This is a genomic window from Micropruina sp., assembly GCF_027492755.1.
In the GTDB taxonomy this organism is placed as follows: Bacteria; Actinomycetota; Actinomycetes; order Propionibacteriales; family Propionibacteriaceae; genus Micropruina.
In genome coordinates this window covers 1-15,433 of sequence record NZ_JAPUED010000063.1, presented here as the reverse complement: position 1 = coordinate 15,433, position 15,433 = coordinate 1, and the positions used below count along the sequence as shown (strand labels likewise).

Annotated in this window: 14 protein-coding genes; all 14 read left to right on the top strand. The window is 68.1% G+C overall.

Annotated features, from left to right (window positions below):
- The first annotated feature begins 55 nt into the window (after positions 1–55).
- The 14 genes from Q0066_RS04235 to Q0066_RS04170 all read left to right on the top strand — a co-directional run bounded on the left by Q0066_RS04235 (position 56) and on the right by Q0066_RS04170 (position 15,233).
- Positions 56–1,252 carry a cysteine desulfurase-like protein gene (locus Q0066_RS04235; protein ID WP_298130353.1) on the top strand — a complete coding sequence of 399 codons (1,197 nt, stop codon included), beginning with the start codon at positions 56–58 and terminating at the stop codon, positions 1,250–1,252.
- Between the two features lie 150 nt (positions 1,253–1,402).
- The gene (locus Q0066_RS04230; protein WP_298130352.1) at positions 1,403–1,789 is read left to right on the top strand and encodes a DUF488 family protein; all 387 of its coding nucleotides are present in this window, start codon (positions 1,403–1,405) and stop codon (positions 1,787–1,789) included.
- An 11-nt stretch (positions 1,790–1,800) separates the two neighbouring features.
- Positions 1,801–2,526, top strand: a complete 726-nt coding sequence (gene priA, locus Q0066_RS04225) for a bifunctional 1-(5-phosphoribosyl)-5-((5-phosphoribosylamino)methylideneamino)imidazole-4-carboxamide isomerase/phosphoribosylanthranilate isomerase PriA (protein ID WP_298130351.1) — start codon at positions 1,801–1,803, stop codon at positions 2,524–2,526.
- Positions 2,527–2,685: 159 nt separating this feature from the next.
- On the top strand, positions 2,686–3,702 hold the full coding sequence (locus Q0066_RS04220) for a hypothetical protein (RefSeq protein ID WP_298130350.1): 1,017 nt from the start codon (positions 2,686–2,688) through the stop codon (positions 3,700–3,702).
- A complete protein-coding gene (locus Q0066_RS04215; RefSeq protein ID WP_298130349.1) occupies positions 3,699–4,463 on the top strand; it encodes a YebC/PmpR family DNA-binding transcriptional regulator in 765 nt (254 codons plus the stop codon). Before Q0066_RS04220 ends, Q0066_RS04215 begins: the two co-directional genes overlap by 4 nt.
- 323 nt (positions 4,464–4,786) lie before the next feature.
- Positions 4,787–5,314 carry a crossover junction endodeoxyribonuclease RuvC gene (ruvC, locus tag Q0066_RS04210; protein ID WP_298130367.1) on the top strand — a complete coding sequence of 176 codons (528 nt, stop codon included), beginning with the start codon at positions 4,787–4,789 and terminating at the stop codon, positions 5,312–5,314.
- On the top strand, positions 5,311–5,916 hold the full coding sequence (gene ruvA, locus Q0066_RS04205) for a Holliday junction branch migration protein RuvA (RefSeq protein ID WP_298130348.1): 606 nt from the start codon (positions 5,311–5,313) through the stop codon (positions 5,914–5,916). Before ruvC ends, ruvA begins: the two co-directional genes overlap by 4 nt.
- A 40-nt stretch (positions 5,917–5,956) precedes the next feature.
- Positions 5,957–6,973, top strand: a complete 1,017-nt coding sequence (gene ruvB / locus Q0066_RS04200) for a Holliday junction branch migration DNA helicase RuvB (protein ID WP_298130365.1) — start codon at positions 5,957–5,959, stop codon at positions 6,971–6,973.
- Positions 6,974–7,192: 219 nt separating this feature from the next.
- Positions 7,193–7,609, top strand: a complete 417-nt coding sequence (yajC, locus tag Q0066_RS04195) for a preprotein translocase subunit YajC (RefSeq protein WP_298130347.1) — start codon at positions 7,193–7,195, stop codon at positions 7,607–7,609.
- A 21-nt stretch (positions 7,610–7,630) separates the two neighbouring features.
- Positions 7,631–9,319 carry a protein translocase subunit SecD gene (secD, locus tag Q0066_RS04190; protein ID WP_298130346.1) on the top strand — a complete coding sequence of 563 codons (1,689 nt, stop codon included), beginning with the start codon at positions 7,631–7,633 and terminating at the stop codon, positions 9,317–9,319.
- Complete coding sequence (gene secF, locus Q0066_RS04185; protein WP_298130345.1) at positions 9,319–10,533, top strand: protein translocase subunit SecF; 1,215 nt, start codon at positions 9,319–9,321, stop codon at positions 10,531–10,533. Before secD ends, secF begins: the two co-directional genes overlap by 1 nt.
- Positions 10,534–10,555: 22 nt before the next feature.
- Positions 10,556–11,092 (top strand): adenine phosphoribosyltransferase, encoded by a 537-nt coding sequence (locus Q0066_RS04180; protein ID WP_298130364.1) that lies wholly within the window; start codon positions 10,556–10,558, stop codon positions 11,090–11,092.
- 288 nt (positions 11,093–11,380) lie between these two features.
- On the top strand, positions 11,381–13,699 hold the full coding sequence (locus Q0066_RS04175; RefSeq protein WP_298130344.1) for a bifunctional (p)ppGpp synthetase/guanosine-3',5'-bis(diphosphate) 3'-pyrophosphohydrolase: 2,319 nt from the start codon (positions 11,381–11,383) through the stop codon (positions 13,697–13,699).
- A 175-nt stretch (positions 13,700–13,874) separates the two neighbouring features.
- Positions 13,875–15,233 carry an alkaline phosphatase gene (locus tag Q0066_RS04170; RefSeq protein ID WP_298130343.1) on the top strand — a complete coding sequence of 453 codons (1,359 nt, stop codon included), beginning with the start codon at positions 13,875–13,877 and terminating at the stop codon, positions 15,231–15,233.
- Positions 15,234–15,433: the final 200 nt, after the last annotated feature.

The window sequence follows — 15,433 nt, the reverse complement described above, 5'->3', positions numbered from 1 at the left end:
GGCAAGGACCAATACACTGCGGGTGACCAAGCCCTTCGTCCGATCGGGGAGACCCATGGCCTTCGACGTCGCCGCCGTGCGCACCCAGTTTCCCTCGCTGGCTTCGGGTGTCGCCTACTTCGACGGTCCCGGCGGCACCCAGACGCCGTCCGTCGTGGCCGGGGCGATCGTCCACGCTCTCACCGAGCCACTCTCCAACCGGGGGACGATCACGGCGGGGGAGCGCAACGCCGAGGACTGCGTCGGGCAGTTCCGGTCCGCGTATGCCGACCTGCTCGGCGTGCCGTCGGACGGCATCGTGCACGGCCGCAGTGCCACCCAGCTCACCTACGACTTCTCCCGGGCCCTGGCCAAGTCCTGGCGTCCCGGCGACGAGGTGGTGGTGTCGCAGCTCGATCACGACTGCAACGTGCGGCCCTGGGTGCAGGCGGCCGAACGCGTCGGCGCGACGCTGCGCTGGCTGCGGCTCGACCCCGCGACGTCCGAACTCGACCTCGCCGATCTGGACGAGGTCGTCAACGAACGGACGCGGCTGGTGGCCGTCACCGCGGCGTCCAACCTGCTCGGCAGCAAGCCGCCGCTGGCCCGGATCGCGGAGCGCGCCCACGACGTCGGCGCCCTGGTCTACGTCGACGGGGTGCATTACGCGGCGCACTCCTCGGTCGACCCGCTCCGGCTGGGAGCGGACCTCTTCGTTTGTTCGCCGTACAAATTCTTCGGCCCGCACTGCGGCGTCCTGGCCGCCGACCCTGCCCTGCTGGACACCATCCAGCCGGACAAGCTGGTGCCGTCGACCAACGACGTCCCGGAGCGGTTCGAACTCGGCACCCTGCCGTACGAGGCACTGGCCGGGGCGAGCGCCGCGGTGGAGTTCATCGCCGGACTCGCTCCCGACGAGGGCTCCCGCCGCGACCGCCTCGTCGTCGCACACCAGCTGATCGACACCCACGAACTCCGGTTGCGGCGCCGGATCGAGGACGGGCTGATGTCCTTCGGTGAGCGGGTCACGCTGTATTCCAGGGCGAAGGAACGAACGCCCACGCTGTTTCTCGCCTTCGCCGGCCGGGACAGTATGGACGCCTACCGCTTCCTGGCCGAGCGCAACATCGCCGCACCGGCCGACACCTTCTATGCCTACGAACCGGCCCGCGCGCTCGGTGTGGACGCCGGTCTGCGGATCGGGCTCGCCCCCTACAACGACGACGCCGAGGTCGACCGGCTGCTGCAAGCGCTCGCCGACTTCCTCGGCTAGCGTCGACCGAGCTTGTCGAGGGCCTCTCTGACAACGGTTTTCGACAAGCCCAACGTCGAGACGCCGCATGATCAGCGCCTGTTGGCCGGAGGCGTAGGGTGAGCGGCATCCAGGGCTCACCAGGTCCGGGCGACGAGACGAGGGTTACCGATGCCGCAGCCGCACACGCCGGACGCCGGAACCGAGTTCGTCGCCAAGCGCGTCTACCAACCGGCCGAGGCGGACGACGGCTACCGGGTGCTGATCGACCGGCTCTGGCCGCGCGGGGTCAGCAAGGAGCGGGCACACCTGGACGAGTGGGCCAAGGAGTTGGCGCCCAGCGACGAGCTGCGTCGATGGTTCGGGCACGTTCCCGAACGGTTCCCCGAGTTCGCGCAGCGTTATCGCGCCGAACTCGCCGGCAACCCCGAACTGCCCGCCCGGATCGCGGCCTGGCGAACCCATCCCCGGGTCACCCTGCTCTACGGCGCTCGCGACCAACAGCACAACGAGGTGCTCGTGTTGCTCGAGGTGATCGGGTCGGCCCCCACCGGCTAGGGTCGAGCCTCGTGACCGCACTCACCCTGTTTCCCGCCGTCGACATCCAGAACGGCCAGGCCGTCCAACTCACCCAGGGGGTGGCCGGGTCGGAGAAGGTCTTCGGCGACCCGTTGGCCGCGGCGTTGCGCTGGCAGGACGCCGGCGCCGAATGGCTGCATCTGGTCGATCTGGACGCCGCCTTCGGACGTGGTTCGAACGCCGAGCTGATCGCCTCGATCATCGACCGGCTGAGCCTCAACGTCGAACTGTCCGGCGGGCTGCGCGACGACGCCAGCCTCGAGCGCGCGCTGGCCACCGGCTGCCGACGGATCAACATCGGCACCGCGGCGCTGGAGAACCCGGAGTGGTGCGAGCGCGCCATCGCCCGGCACGGCGACCGGATCGGCATCGCCATCGACGTCAAGGGCTCCCGGCTCGCGGCTCGCGGCTGGGTGCGCGAGGGCGGCGACTGGGCCGAGGCGGTCGACCGGCTCTCCGCTGCCGGCTGCGCAGCCTTCGTGGTCACCGACGTGAACTCCGACGGCATGCTCACCGGGCCCAACCTCGACCTGCTCCGGCGGGTCTGCGAACGCACCGACGCCGAGGTGATCGCCTCCGGCGGCATCGCCCAATTGGACGACCTGGCGGCGCTGCGCGGCCTGGTGCCGCTCGGGGTGACCGGAGCGATCATCGGAACTGCGCTCTACGTCGGCAACTTCACCCTTGAGGATGCATTGGCCGTTGCCGGGCAGTGATCCCATGGTGCTGCCGCGGTGACCTGCCGAAGGCCGTCCGATCTGAGCAAGACGGCGGCGGCGGCCGATCGGGTCAGCTCTCGGCGGACGCGTCGCGGGTTCTCTCGGCCCCGCCCCGGGCCGAGGCACTAGATTGAGAACGAGAAGACGGAGGCGACGATGCCCATACCGGCAAAGAGCCACGGCTGCACCTGGCACTGGTTGTCGCGGCAGGATCTTCCCGAGATCGACGGGTTGATCGTGGCTGAGGAACACTTCGGGGACGCCACCCACCATCACGACCTGGTGGCGCTCGAAGCGGCGGTCGCCGACGACATGGTCAAGGAAACCGAGACCGGCGTGGTGCTGCGCAAGCCGAGCGGCACCCTGATCGCCTACGCCTGGATCCGGCTGCCCGGCCTGGGCGAGCCACCCCAGCGGTTCCGGCTGCACGGGGGTTGCCATCCGGCCTGGCGCGACGAGGGCATCCAGGAGACGCTGCTGCGCTGGCAACTCGAGCGCGCGCTGGAATGGCACCTCGACCACGGCGACGGCACCGGGATGCCTGAGCTGTCCATGGTGATCTCCAGCAGCAACATCTTCCTCGCCGAGACCCTGTCCGACTGCGGGTTTCGTCCGCAGAAGTGGTACCACGCGATGCGGCGCAGCCTGCTGGAGCCGCTCCCCGGCGGCCCGGAGACGCTGCCCGGCGTCCACCTGGAACGGTTCGGCCCGGAGTGGAAAGAGCCGGTGCGGCTGCTGTACAACGCCAACGCCAGTGACCCGGCCGACACCGTTGACGAGGAGGCCTGGGCCTGGGGGTTGAGCGGTGCCGGCGTCCGGGATGACTGGTCGTGGGTGGCGGTGGCGAACGACCGGGCGGTGGGCTGGGTGCTGAACACCGACACCAGCCTGGGTGGCGAACGGATCGGCTGGACGGAATATCTCGGCGCCTGCCCGGTCTGGCGCAACCGCGGGATCTACCACCTGCTGCTGGCCCGCAGCCGCCAATCCTTCCTGGACGCGGGACTGACCAGCGCCGGCATCGGCATCGACACCGAATCCGGGCAGGGCGCCCGGCCCTATCAGGAACTCGGCTACGCCGGCGTCGACTCGATGGTCTGGTACGTGAGCCATCCCGGGCTCGATACAATCGGCCCCGCGCAGACGGACGAGCAGCAGATGGGACGTATATGAGCGGGCATTCCAAGTGGGCCACCACCAAGCACAAGAAGGCGGCGATCGACGCCAAGCGCGGCAAGCTCTTCGCCAACCTGATCAAGAAGATCGAGGTGGCGGCCCGCGTCGGTGGCGGTGACCCCGGCGGGAACCCGACCCTGTACGACGCCATCCAGAAGGCGAAGAAGAACTCGGTTCCCAATGACAACATCGACCGTGCGGTGAAGCGCGGCTCGGGCGTTGGCGGCGAGACGGTCGACTACACCGAGATCATGTACGAGGCCTACGGGCCGGGCGGCGTGGCGATCCTGATCGAGTGCCTGACCGACAACCGCAACCGGTCGGCGTCCGATGTGAAGGTGGCGGTCACCCGCAACGGCGGCACGATGGCCGACGTCGGTTCGGTGTCGCGGATCTTCGACCGCAAGGGCATCGTCGAGGTCACCAAGGCCCAAGGCGGACGCCAGATCGACGAGGACGACCTGCTCGAGGCCACCCTCGACGCCGATCCCGAGGACGTCTCGGACGAGGGCGAGACCCTCAAGGTGATCTCTGATCCGAGCGCCGTGGTCGACGTCCGCAAGGCCGTCCAGGAGGCCGGGTTCGACTACGAGTCGGCCGAGGTCCAGTTCGTGCCGCAGTACACCCAGGCCATCGACGCCAAGGAAGCCGCCGAGAAGCTGTTCCGGCTGCTCGACGCCATCGAGGACGTCGACGACGTCCAGACGGTCTACTCCAACGAGGACGTCCCCGAGGCGGTGCTGGCCGAACTCGAATAGTCGACCTCTCCACCCGCACCGTCGGTGGTACGCCGGGGACGGTTCTTTTCGTCCCACCGTTGGTCGAGCTTGTCGAGACCCTGCCGACCTCCGCTGGCCGAGCTTGCCCAGACCCCGCTCCACAATCTGGAGGCGGCGATCTCTCCATCGGACGGCGATGTCGAGGTCGCCTGGCCGCGGGGGACGGCTGGCCTGCAGGTGGGCCCCCGCCGGTCAGGAGCGAGGACCTGCGGCACGCCCGGACGGTTACCCGGCGGAGGCGTCGACGTCCACTAGTATCCGAACATCTGTTCGGCTGGCGGGAGTGCATCGGAATGCGTGTGTTGGGGGTCGACCCGGGCCTGACCCGGTGCGGCATCGGAGTCGTCGACGGCGAAGATGGCCGGACGCCGAAGCTGGTCGAGGCGGGCGTGATCCGCACCCCCGCGGATGCCGATCTGCCGTTGCGGCTGCTCGCCATCGAGACCGGCCTGGAGGAATGGATCGGACGCCACCGGCCCGACATGATCGCGGTCGAGCGGGTGTTCAGCCAGAACAACACCCCAACCGTCATCGGCACCGCGCAGGCCGCAGGTGTCGCGCTGCTGATCGCGGCCCGGCGCCGGATCCCGGTGCGGCAGCACACGCCGAGTGAGGTCAAGGCGGCAATCACCGGCTCGGGCAGGGCCGACAAGGCTCAGGTCGGAACCATGGTCACCCGGGTGCTGCGGCTGGCCTCAGCCCCCAAACCGGCGGACGCGGCCGACGCCGTCGCACTCGCGGTCTGTCAGTTGTGGCGCGGAGCCGGGCAGGCCCGGCTGGACGCCGCGATCGAGGCCCAGCGCCGCATCGCGGGAAGGAGAGGCGCATGATCGCGCAACTCAGCGGCACTGTGATCGCCGCCGGCGCCACCTGGGTGGTGGTGGACCTGAACGGCTTCGGGCTGCGCGCCCAGTGCACGCCGGCGACCGCGTCCGCGGTGCGCCTCGGGGCGCCCACCACACTGGCCACCTCGCTGGTGGTGCGCGAAGACTCCCTCACCCTGTACGGCTTCGCCGACGCCGACGAGCGCGACTGCTTCGAACTCGTCCAGTCGGCCAGCGGCATCGGGCCCAAGATCGCCCAGGCGGTGGTGTCCGTGCTCAGCCCGGACGACCTGCGCGCCGCGATCGCGTCCGAGAACATTCCGGCGCTCACCAAGGTGCCGGGCATCGGCGTCAAGGGTGCCCAACGGCTGGTGATCGAACTGAAGGACAAGATCAACACCCTCGCCGCGATCACCGGCCCGGCCACCTCGGCGGGGTCGGCGCCTGCGCAGTGGCGCGACCAGGTCAAGGGCGGCCTGGAAGGGCTGGGTTGGTCCTCCCGCGATGCCGACAAGGCCTGTGACGCGGTGGCCCCGCTGGCGGACGACGACCCGGCCACGCCGGTGGCGGTGCTGATGCGTGCCGCGCTGCGCAGCCTGGCCAAATGACTGAGAGCCTGGAGACGTGAGTCACGAATCCGACGAGGTAATGGACCCGCACGTCCACGACGGCGAGGCGATGGCCGAATCGGCACTGCGGCCGGGCAGTCTGTCCGAGTTCGCCGGACAGCCCCGGGTCAGCGATCAGCTCGGTCTGGTTCTGGACGCCGCCCGGCACCGTGGTTCGGTGCCCGACCACGTGCTGCTGTCCGGGCCGCCCGGGCTGGGCAAGACGACGCTGGCGATGATCATCGCCGCCGAGTTGAGCTCGCCGATCCGGATCTCCTCGGGGCCGGCGATCCAGCACGCGGGCGACCTGGCCGCCATCCTGTCCGGGCTCACCGAGGGGGAAGTCTTCTTTCTCGACGAGATCCATCGCATGTCGCGTCCCGCCGAAGAGATGCTCTACCTGGCCATGGAGGACTTCCGGGTCGACGTGGTCGTCGGCAAGGGCCCCGGCGCGACGGCGATCCCGCTGGAGATTCCGCGCTTCACCATGGTCGGTGCCACCACCCGGGCCGGGCTGCTGCCCGGGCCGCTACGGGACCGGTTCGGTTTCACCGCGCAACTCGACTTCTACGACACCGCCGCGCTGCGGTCGATCGTTCGGCGCTCGTCCGGGCTGCTCGGCATCACCCTGGAGCCGGGCACCGACGAGGTGATCGCGTCCCGCTCCCGGGGGACACCGCGAATCGCCAACCGGCTGCTGCGCCGCGTCCGCGACTATGCGCAGGTGCGAGCCGACGGACGGCTCAGCGTCGCGGTCGCCAAAGCGGCGCTGGAGTTGTATGAGGTGGACGAACTCGGCCTCGACCGGCTGGACCGCGCGGTGTTGTCCGCGCTGTGCGAACGCTTCGGCGGCGGCCCGGTCGGCGTGTCGACTTTGGCCATGGCGGTGGGGGAGGAGCGCGAGACGGTCGAAGAGGTCGCCGAACCCTTCCTGGTGCGGCAGGGTTTCCTGATGCGAACGCCGCGCGGCAGAGTCGCGACGGCCCGCGGCTGGGCGCACCTGGGCCTGACCATGCCGAACTCGGTGGCACCCGACCTGTTCGGTGCCGCTGATTGAGCTTGTCGAAACCAAGGCGCCGATGTACAAGGGTCTCGACAAGCTCGACCAACGGCAGGGCGACAAGCTCGACCAGCGGTGAAGCCGACCACCTGTGGCCGACCGGCGCGCCCAGCCCTCGCGTCGGAATCGGGCAATCCGGGCGCCTCGGCTAGAGTTGGGCGTCGGTGGCCGTGCCGCCGATCAATCGTCTAAACGAAAGTAATCCACATGGGTGACATGGGTAGCACCGTCCTGATGCTTGTGCTGATGGGCGCCGCCTTCTACTTCCTGCTGATTCGTCCGCAGCAGAAGCGAGCCAAGAAGCAGCAGGAGATGACCAACTCTCTCCAGCCCGGTACCCGCGTCATGTTGTCGTCCGGCGTGTTCGGCACCATTCGCCACCTCGGTGAGCGCCAGGCGATCATCGAGATCGCGCCCGGCATCGAGATGACGGTCGTGAAGCAGGCCGTCGTCAAGACGCTCACCGCTGAGGACGACGAGTTCGAGTACTCCGATGAGCCCGCCGTCATCGACGACGAGCCGACCGAGTCTCCCTTCGACAACATCCAGCCGTCGGACTTCATCGATCCGAAGCCGTCCGATTCGCGCGCCACCGACGACGACCCCACCGATCAGTCCAGCACCCAGAAGTAACCCGCGGGGGCACAACGAGCCGTGGCAACCACAAGTAGGCATCACAGTCATCCGCTGCGCACGCTGATCATCTTCCTGGCGTTCTCCATCGGCCTGGTGGGGCTGATGGCCCTGGGCGGCGCATGGACGCCCAAGCTGGGCCTCGACCTGCGCGGTGGCACCACGATCACCCTCACCGCCAGCAACACCAGCGGTCAGGGCTCGGTCGACCCGGCCAGCCTGGAGTTGGCGCGCACGATCATCCAGCAGCGGGTGGATTCGATCGGCGTCGGTGAGACCGAGGTGACCACCTCCGGCGATCGGCAGATCGTGGTCAGCGTTCCGAACGTGCAGCAGGACGAGCTGGTGCGCATGGTGGGCCAGACCGCCCAGCTCTACTTCCGCCTGGTCAACGCCCAGGAGCAGGTTGCTGCCCAGCCCGGCACCCAGCCGAGCACGGAACCGACCCAGGGTGCCGAACCGTCGACGGGGCCGTCCGTCGCGGCTTCCACCGAGCCGTCCGCGTCGCCCAGCACCAACCCGCGTCCGTTGCCGAAGCTCCCCACGCCGGTGCCGAGCCCGCGGCCCACCGCACCCGGCCCCACACCGCTGACCACCCAGCAGGTGCTCGACTGGAAGCCGTCCCAGCGCGACCAGAGTGACTTCGCCAACTTCCAGTGCGGGGATCCCTTCCCCGACGTCTCCGATCAGCCCCTGATCACCTGTGACAAAGCCGGCACCACGAAGTTCCTGCTGTCGCCCACCGTCATCTCCGGCAGCGATCTGGTGACGGCCTCCGCGGGCATTCCGCAGGGTCAGGTGAGCTGGGTGGTCAACCTGGAGTTCAATGCCACTGCCGGGGCGACCTTCGAGACCGTCACCAAAGAGCTCGCGACGAGAACCACTCCGCAGAACGAGTTCGCGATCGTGCTCGACGGCAAGGTGATCAGTTACCCGTACGTCACCAAGGCGATTCCCGGTGGCAAGGCTGAGATCTCCGGCTCGTTCAATCAGCAGAGCGCCACCGAGTTGGCGAACGTGCTGAAGTACGGTGCGTTGCCATTGGCGTTCGAGGTGTCCAGTGTCGACACAGTGTCGGCCAAGCTGGGTGGCGAACAACTTGAGGCAGGCATCATCGCCGGCATCATCGGCCTGGTTCTGGTGGTCGCCTACAGCGTGATCTACTACCGCGCGCTGGCCCTCGTCGTGGTGAGCAGCCTGGTGATCGCTTTCGGCATCACCTACGCGTTCATCGTGCTGCTGGGGCAGGCGATGGGCTTCGCGCTCAACCTGCCCGGCGTCGCCGGCCTGATCGTGGCCATCGGTGTCACCGCGGACTCGTTCATCATCTATTTCGAACGAATACGTGACGAGGTGCGCGACGGCCGCACGCTGCGCACCGCGATCGAGGTCGGCTGGGTGCGGTCCCGACAGACCATCCTGGTGGCGGACGGCGTATCGCTGCTGTCGGCGGTGGTGCTGTTCATCCTGGCGATCGGCGCGGTCAAGGGCTTCGCGTTCACCCTGGGCCTGACCACCCTGATCGACCTCGCCGTGGTGTTCTGGTTCACCAAGCCGCTGGTGTCGGTGCTGGGTCGCACGAAGTACTTCGGTGAGGGCCGCAGATTCTCCGGCTTCGAACCCGAACACCTGGGCGCCAAGCATCAGCCGCCGCTGCATCGCCGGCCGCGTCCGGCCCGCCCGGTCGCTCCAGCCACCAAGGAGGCGTGATGAGCACCACGAGCAGCCCGGAGGCGCCGGTCGAGAAGCCGGCGCCGCCGAAGAAGAAGGCGACCTTCGCGCACCGGTTGTACACCGGCGAGGTGGAGTACGACTTCGTCGGCAAGCGCAAACGTTGGTACATCCTCTCCGGCGTGCTGCTGACGATCTCGCTGCTGGCGATCGCGATCCTCGGGCTCAACCTGGGCATCGAGTTCAAGGGCGGCGCCGATTTCACCGCGCCGGTCACCGTCACCGCAGGCACCACCGACCAGGTGCGCACCGCGGTCGAGGCCCTGCATCTGCCCGACAACGACGACATCAGCGTCACCACCATCGGCGACGGCCAGGTGCGCGTCCAGACCCGCACCCTGAGCGTCGACGAGGTGACCCAGGTCAAGGCCGCGATCGCCCAAGCCGCCGGCGGAATCAACGTGGACGAGGTCGCCTACAGCCTGATCGGGGCGTCCTGGGGCAGCATGATCACCCAGCAGGCCCTGATCGCCCTGGTGGTCTTCCTGGTGCTGGTGTCGCTGCTGATCTGGGCCTACTTCCGGAACTACAAGATGGCGATCGCCGCAGTCGTGGCGCTGCTGCACGACCTGGTGGTCACCGTCGGCATCTACGCCTTGGTGGGCTTCTCGGTCACCCCGGCGACCTTGATCGGCGTGCTGACGATTCTCGGCTATTCGCTGTACGACACGGTGGTGGTGTTCGACAAGGTGCGCGAGAACGTCGCCGACCTGAAGAACAGCCGGTTCACGTACTCCGAGGCCGCGAACGCCGCGGTCAACCAGGTGCTGATCCGGTCGATCAACACCACCATCCTCGGCGTGCTGCCGGTGGCGGCGCTGACCTTCACCGGCGTCTTCGTGCTCGGCACCGGGCCGCTGAAGGACCTCGGCCTGGCCCTGCTGGTCGGCATGATCGCCGGCGCCTATTCGTCGATCTTCATCGCCGCCCCGATGCTGGCACAGATGAAGGAGGCCGAGCCCGAGATGCGTGAGCATCGCGAGCGTTTGGCGCGTCGCGCCCAGCGGCACGAGGCCAAAGAGGCCGTCGCGCCGGTGAAGAACAAGGCCGTGGTGGTGCACGACGGTGATGGTCCACTGGCCGAGGTAGAGGAGATCGAGCCGGAGCGGCTCGGCCTGGTCAGCGCCAACGAGTTGGCGCGGCAGAATCGGCAGCAACCTCAGCGCAGCACGCGCGCCAAGCGGAAGAAGTGACGTGACCCGAGCTGCGAACGACGTGACCGGCGTTGAGAACAGGGAACTGATCCGTGAGTTGATCGCGGACATTCCCGACTTCCCCAAGCCGGGGGTCACCTTCTACGACATGAGCCCGCTGCTGGCCTCACCGGCCGGGCTGCGGGCGGCGGTCGCCGAACTCGTCGCGCTGGCACCGGAAGGCATCGATGTCGTCGTCGGCATGGAGGCCCGTGGATTCATCCTGGCCTCGCCGGTCGCGCTCGAACTAGGGGCGGGATTCGTCCCCGTCCGCAAGCCCGGCAAGCTGCCGGGTGACCTGTACGTGGAGCAGTTCGCACTCGAATACGGGCACGAAACCCTCACCATCAAGACCGACGCCGTGCTGCCCGGCGCCCGCGTCCTGGTGATCGACGATGTGCTGGCCACCGGCGGCACCGTCGGCGCCACCGCCGCCCTGGTGAACCGCTTGGGCGCCGAGCTGGTGCACGTCGCCGTCCTGATGGAGCTCGGCTTCCTCCCCGGCGGGGAGAAGCTGGACGAGTTGGGCATCGGCTACTCCGCCGTCGTCACCATCTAGCCACCGCCCCGCTGGTTCTTCGCACATTGGGGACGGTTCTTTCGCGTTCGAAAATCGCACGCCGGGGGACACTCCTTGCCGTCATCCCGGGCTTGCCCCGGGATCTCTCCAGCCACTCGGTCTCCAATGGGAGATCCCGGCGTTCGCCGGGATGACATAGCAGCGGGATGGCGTGGGTGTCCGCCGGGGATCACGTGGGCGTTTCATAGCCTCCTGGCAACGTGAAACAACGGTGTGCGCAACGGTGGGAAGCGGGCAGTATGATGCAGTTCTGCCGAGGGGAGCCGGGTGAGCGAGAGCATCCATGGTCCATACGGGGCGGGCAACGGCCTGCCCGGGGAACCCCGCGCGCTGGCCCGTCCGGTCACCACGCCCGACCAGCCGCGGATGCGGATGCGGCACGCCCTGGCCAGGCTCGGTGCGCCGCGCAACAGCCAGGCGGCGGTGCTCGATCCGCTGGTCAAGACGCTGCGAGCCAATCATCCGCGCGCCGACCTGGCTCTGATCGAACGGGCGTACCGGACGGCGGAGCACTACCACTCGGGCCAGGCACGCAAGAGCGGCGACCCGTACATCACCCATCCACTGGCGGTGGCCACCATCCTGGCCGAGCTGGGCATGACCGAGACGACGCTGTGCGCGGCGCTGCTGCACGACACGGTTGAGGACACCTCGTACACGATGGCGCAGCTCACCGCCGATTTCGGCCCCGAGATCGCCACCATGGTGGACGGCGTGACCAAGCTCGACAAGGTCACCTACGGCGAGTCGGCGAAGGCCGAGACGCTGCGCAAGATGGTGCTGGCGATGAGCCGCGACATCCGGGTGCTGGTGATCAAGCTGGCCGACCGGCTGCACAATATGCGCACCCTCGGCTTCCTGCGGCAGGACAAGCAAGTCGTCATCGCCAACGAGACGCTGGAGATCTTCGCCCCACTGGCCCACCGGCTCGGTATGAACGCGATCAAGTGGGAGTTGGAGGACCTCTCCTTCGCCACCCTCCACCCGAAGATCTACGACGAGATCGTCCGGATGGTCGCGGCCCGCGCGCCGCTGCGGGAGAACTACCTGCGTCAGGTGATCGAGCAGGTGCGCGACGACCTGGCCGAGGCGAAGATCAAGGCCACCGTGTACGGACGGCCCAAGCACTACTACTCGATCTACCAGAAGATGGTGGTCCGCGGCCGGGACTTCTTCGAGATCTACGACCTGGTCGGCCTGCGCATCCTGGTCGAGGCACAGCGTGACTGTTACGGCGCCCTCGGTGTGCTGCACGCCCGCTGGAACCCGCTGCCCGGCCGGTTCAAGGACTACATCGCGATGCCGAAGTTCAACCTGTACCAGTCGCTGCACACCACTGTGATGGGGCCCGACAGCAAACCGGTCGAGTTCCAGATCCGCACCCACGAGATGCACCGGCAGGCCGAGTACGGCGTCGCCGCGCACTGGAAGTACAAGGAGGGCAAGGCGGACGCCGCCAACGACCTGGCCTGGGTGCGGCAGATCACCGAATGGCAGCGCGAGACCGAGGACCCGGGCGAGTTCCTCGACACGCTGCGGTTCGAGATCAACACCAACGAGGTGTTCGTCTTCACCCCCAAGGGCGACGTGATGTCGCTGCCCGCCGGAGCGACCCCGGTCGACTTCGCCTACGCGGTGCACACCGAGGTCGGGCACCGCTGTATCGGCGCCCGGGTCAACCAGCGGCTGGTGCCGCTGGAATACCAGCTGAACAACGGCGACCAGGTCGAGGTGCTCACCTCGAAGTCGCCCAACGCCGGCCCGAGCCGCGACTGGCTGAACTTCGTCGCCAGCCCGCGGGCCCGGACGAAGATCCGGCAGTACTTCATGCGGGAACGCCGCGAGGAGTCCATCGAGCAGGGCAAGGAGGCGCTGGCCAAGCAGTTGCGCCGCACCGGCCTCCCGGTGCACCGGCTGCTCAGCGCCGAACACCTGGCCTCGCTGGCCCGGCATTTCCGGGTGGCCGACACCAACGCCCTCTACGCCTCGATCGGTGAGGGCACGGTCAGTGCCCAGAACGTCGTCGAGCGGCTGATCGCGGCCGAAGGCGGCTCCGAAGAGGCTGCCGAAGCCAGCGTCGAGGATCATCCGGCGATCAGCACGTCGAAGCGGCGGCGTCCGTCGCGGCGCAGCAACGACATCGGTGTCGCGGTCGAGGGCCACTCGGACATGTGGGTGAAGCTGGCGAAGTGCTGCATGCCGGTGCCCGGCGACGACATCATCGGCTTCATCACCCGCGAAGAGGGCGTCTCCGTCCACCGCGCCGACTGCACCAACGCCGACAACCTGCGGCAGAAGCCGGACCGCCTGGTCCAGGTGAGCTGGGCGACGCCGTCCGCTGATTCGAGCTTCCTGGTGGCGGTGCACGTCGAGGGCCTCGACCGCGCCGGCATGCTCTCCGACGTCAGCCGGGTGATGACCGAGCACCACTCGAACATCCTGTCCATGTCGGCGACCACCAACAAGGACCGGGTCTTCATCATGCGGCTGCAGTTCGAAACTCCCGACCCGACTCATCTGGCGTCCCTGACCAACGCGCTGAAGCGCATTCCGGGGGTGTACGACGCCCACCGGGTGAAGAGTTGAGGTCGCCCGCGGCGTCCTGATTCATCAGGCGGTGGAATCCGTTGTGGTCAAAGCCCATGGGCATAGAGGGATTCGAGATTTGGACGAGTTTCCGATTTCACTGACAGCGAGTACCTAGGTCTCCTAATATCCGGCGCAAGCGACATCGACGTCGCTGTTACCCCCAGGAGGCACTATGCCCAACAAATCGAGCGCGCCGTGGACGGTCCTCGCCGGCCGCGGCGGAGGCGTCGCGGCGGTGGCCGTCGCCGCACTTCTCGCCTCGTCGCTGTCCGGACCGTCGACGACCCAGGCGAGTCCGGCGACCCAACCGCAGGGCCTCAACGCCGCACCCGATCGGATCAGCGCCCCGGACGTCGTACCCGCCAAGGTCTCGGCGGGCAAGCGCGCCCGCAACGTCATCTTCATCCAGGGCGACGGCATGGGCATCGCTCATCGTGAGCTGATCCGTCTCGCTCTCAAGGGCCAGGGCGGTGAGCTGACGATGAACAAGATGCAGTACACGGGCCTGGTGCACACCGAGTCGGCCGACAAGAAGGAAGCCGTCACCGACTCGGCCGCCGCCGCTACCGCTTACGCCACCGGCGTGCGTTCCTACAACGGTGCAATCGGTGTCGACAGTGACGGTAAGCCGGTCACCAGTCTGCTGGAGCGGGCTCGGGCAGCCGGGAAGTCGACCGGCGTCGTCACCACCTCCCAGGTCACGGACGCCTCACCGGGCGCCTTCTCAGCCCACGTGGCGAACCGTTCCGACCAGAGTGAGATCGCCCGGCAGATCATCGAACAGACCAGGGTGGACGTCGTCCTCGGTGGCGGCGAGGACTGGTGGTACCCCGCCGGCAACCCGGGTGCATGGCCCGACAATCCGCCGAAGGATCCGACCGAACAGAGCAAGGGTACCAAGGGGAACCTGGTCGACCGGGCTCAGCAACTCGGCTACAAGTACGTGCGCAACGCTGCGGAACTGAAGAAGGTGAACCGCGGCAAGGTGCTGGGACTGTTCGCCAATGAGGAGATGTTCGAATACCACAACGAGGGCGAGGGCGATCTCTACGATCCGTCCGTCCGGCTGCCGGTGATGACCAAGAAGGCCATCAACATACTCTCCCGCGACCGCGACGGGTTCTTCCTTTTCGTCGAGGAGGAGGGCATTGATGAGATGGCGCATCACAGCAATGCGAAGCTGATGATCAAGGCGGGCGCAGAACTCGATCGCACGGTCAAGATCGCTTTGGACTTCGCGGCCCGCACCCCGGGAACGCTGGTGCTGGTGGTGGGCGACCACGAGACCGGTGGCCTGGCCATCGAGAACGTCGACCCCAACGATGAGAACGGTTCGGGGGAGCAGTCCGAGGACACGATCCCGATCGCTCACTCCGACCTCAAGATGGTCGCCGACTGGACGACCGGTGGTCACACCGGTGCGGCGACGCCGGTGACGGCGTCCGGCCCGGGGGCGCACCGACTGAGCGGCTTCATCAAGAACACCGACGTGCACGACGCGGTGCTGAAGGCGATGGGCTTCCGGCCCTGACTCTCGGACGGCCCGGCTCACCCAGCGGTGGGCCGGGCCGTCCCATGCCGCGACGGGTGTTGTGAAGCAGGGTTGGACGGAGATCCCGGCGGTCGCCGGGATGGCGGGGTCTCAGCAGGCTCGCGCAGCGGGGGTCGGCCGGCGGCCGGGTCGGTGATGGTCAGCCAGTCGAGCCGGTAGCCGGGCAGGCTGTCGGCCAC

Coding starts and splice junctions, on each gene's coding strand:
- Q0066_RS04235 (WP_298130353.1), top strand. CDS start 56: ATGGCCTTCGACGTCGCCGCCGTGCGCACCCAGTTTCCCTCGCTGGCT.
- Q0066_RS04230 (WP_298130352.1), top strand. CDS start 1,403: ATGCCGCAGCCGCACACGCCGGACGCCGGAACCGAGTTCGTCGCCAAG.
- Q0066_RS04220 (WP_298130350.1), top strand. CDS start 2,686: ATGCCCATACCGGCAAAGAGCCACGGCTGCACCTGGCACTGGTTGTCG.
- Q0066_RS04215 (WP_298130349.1), top strand. CDS start 3,699: ATGAGCGGGCATTCCAAGTGGGCCACCACCAAGCACAAGAAGGCGGCG.
- ruvA (WP_298130348.1), top strand. CDS start 5,311: ATGATCGCGCAACTCAGCGGCACTGTGATCGCCGCCGGCGCCACCTGG.
- ruvB (WP_298130365.1), top strand. CDS start 5,957: ATGGACCCGCACGTCCACGACGGCGAGGCGATGGCCGAATCGGCACTG.
- yajC (WP_298130347.1), top strand. CDS start 7,193: ATGGGTAGCACCGTCCTGATGCTTGTGCTGATGGGCGCCGCCTTCTAC.
- secF (WP_298130345.1), top strand. CDS start 9,319: ATGAGCACCACGAGCAGCCCGGAGGCGCCGGTCGAGAAGCCGGCGCCG.
- Q0066_RS04170 (WP_298130343.1), top strand. CDS start 13,875: ATGCCCAACAAATCGAGCGCGCCGTGGACGGTCCTCGCCGGCCGCGGC.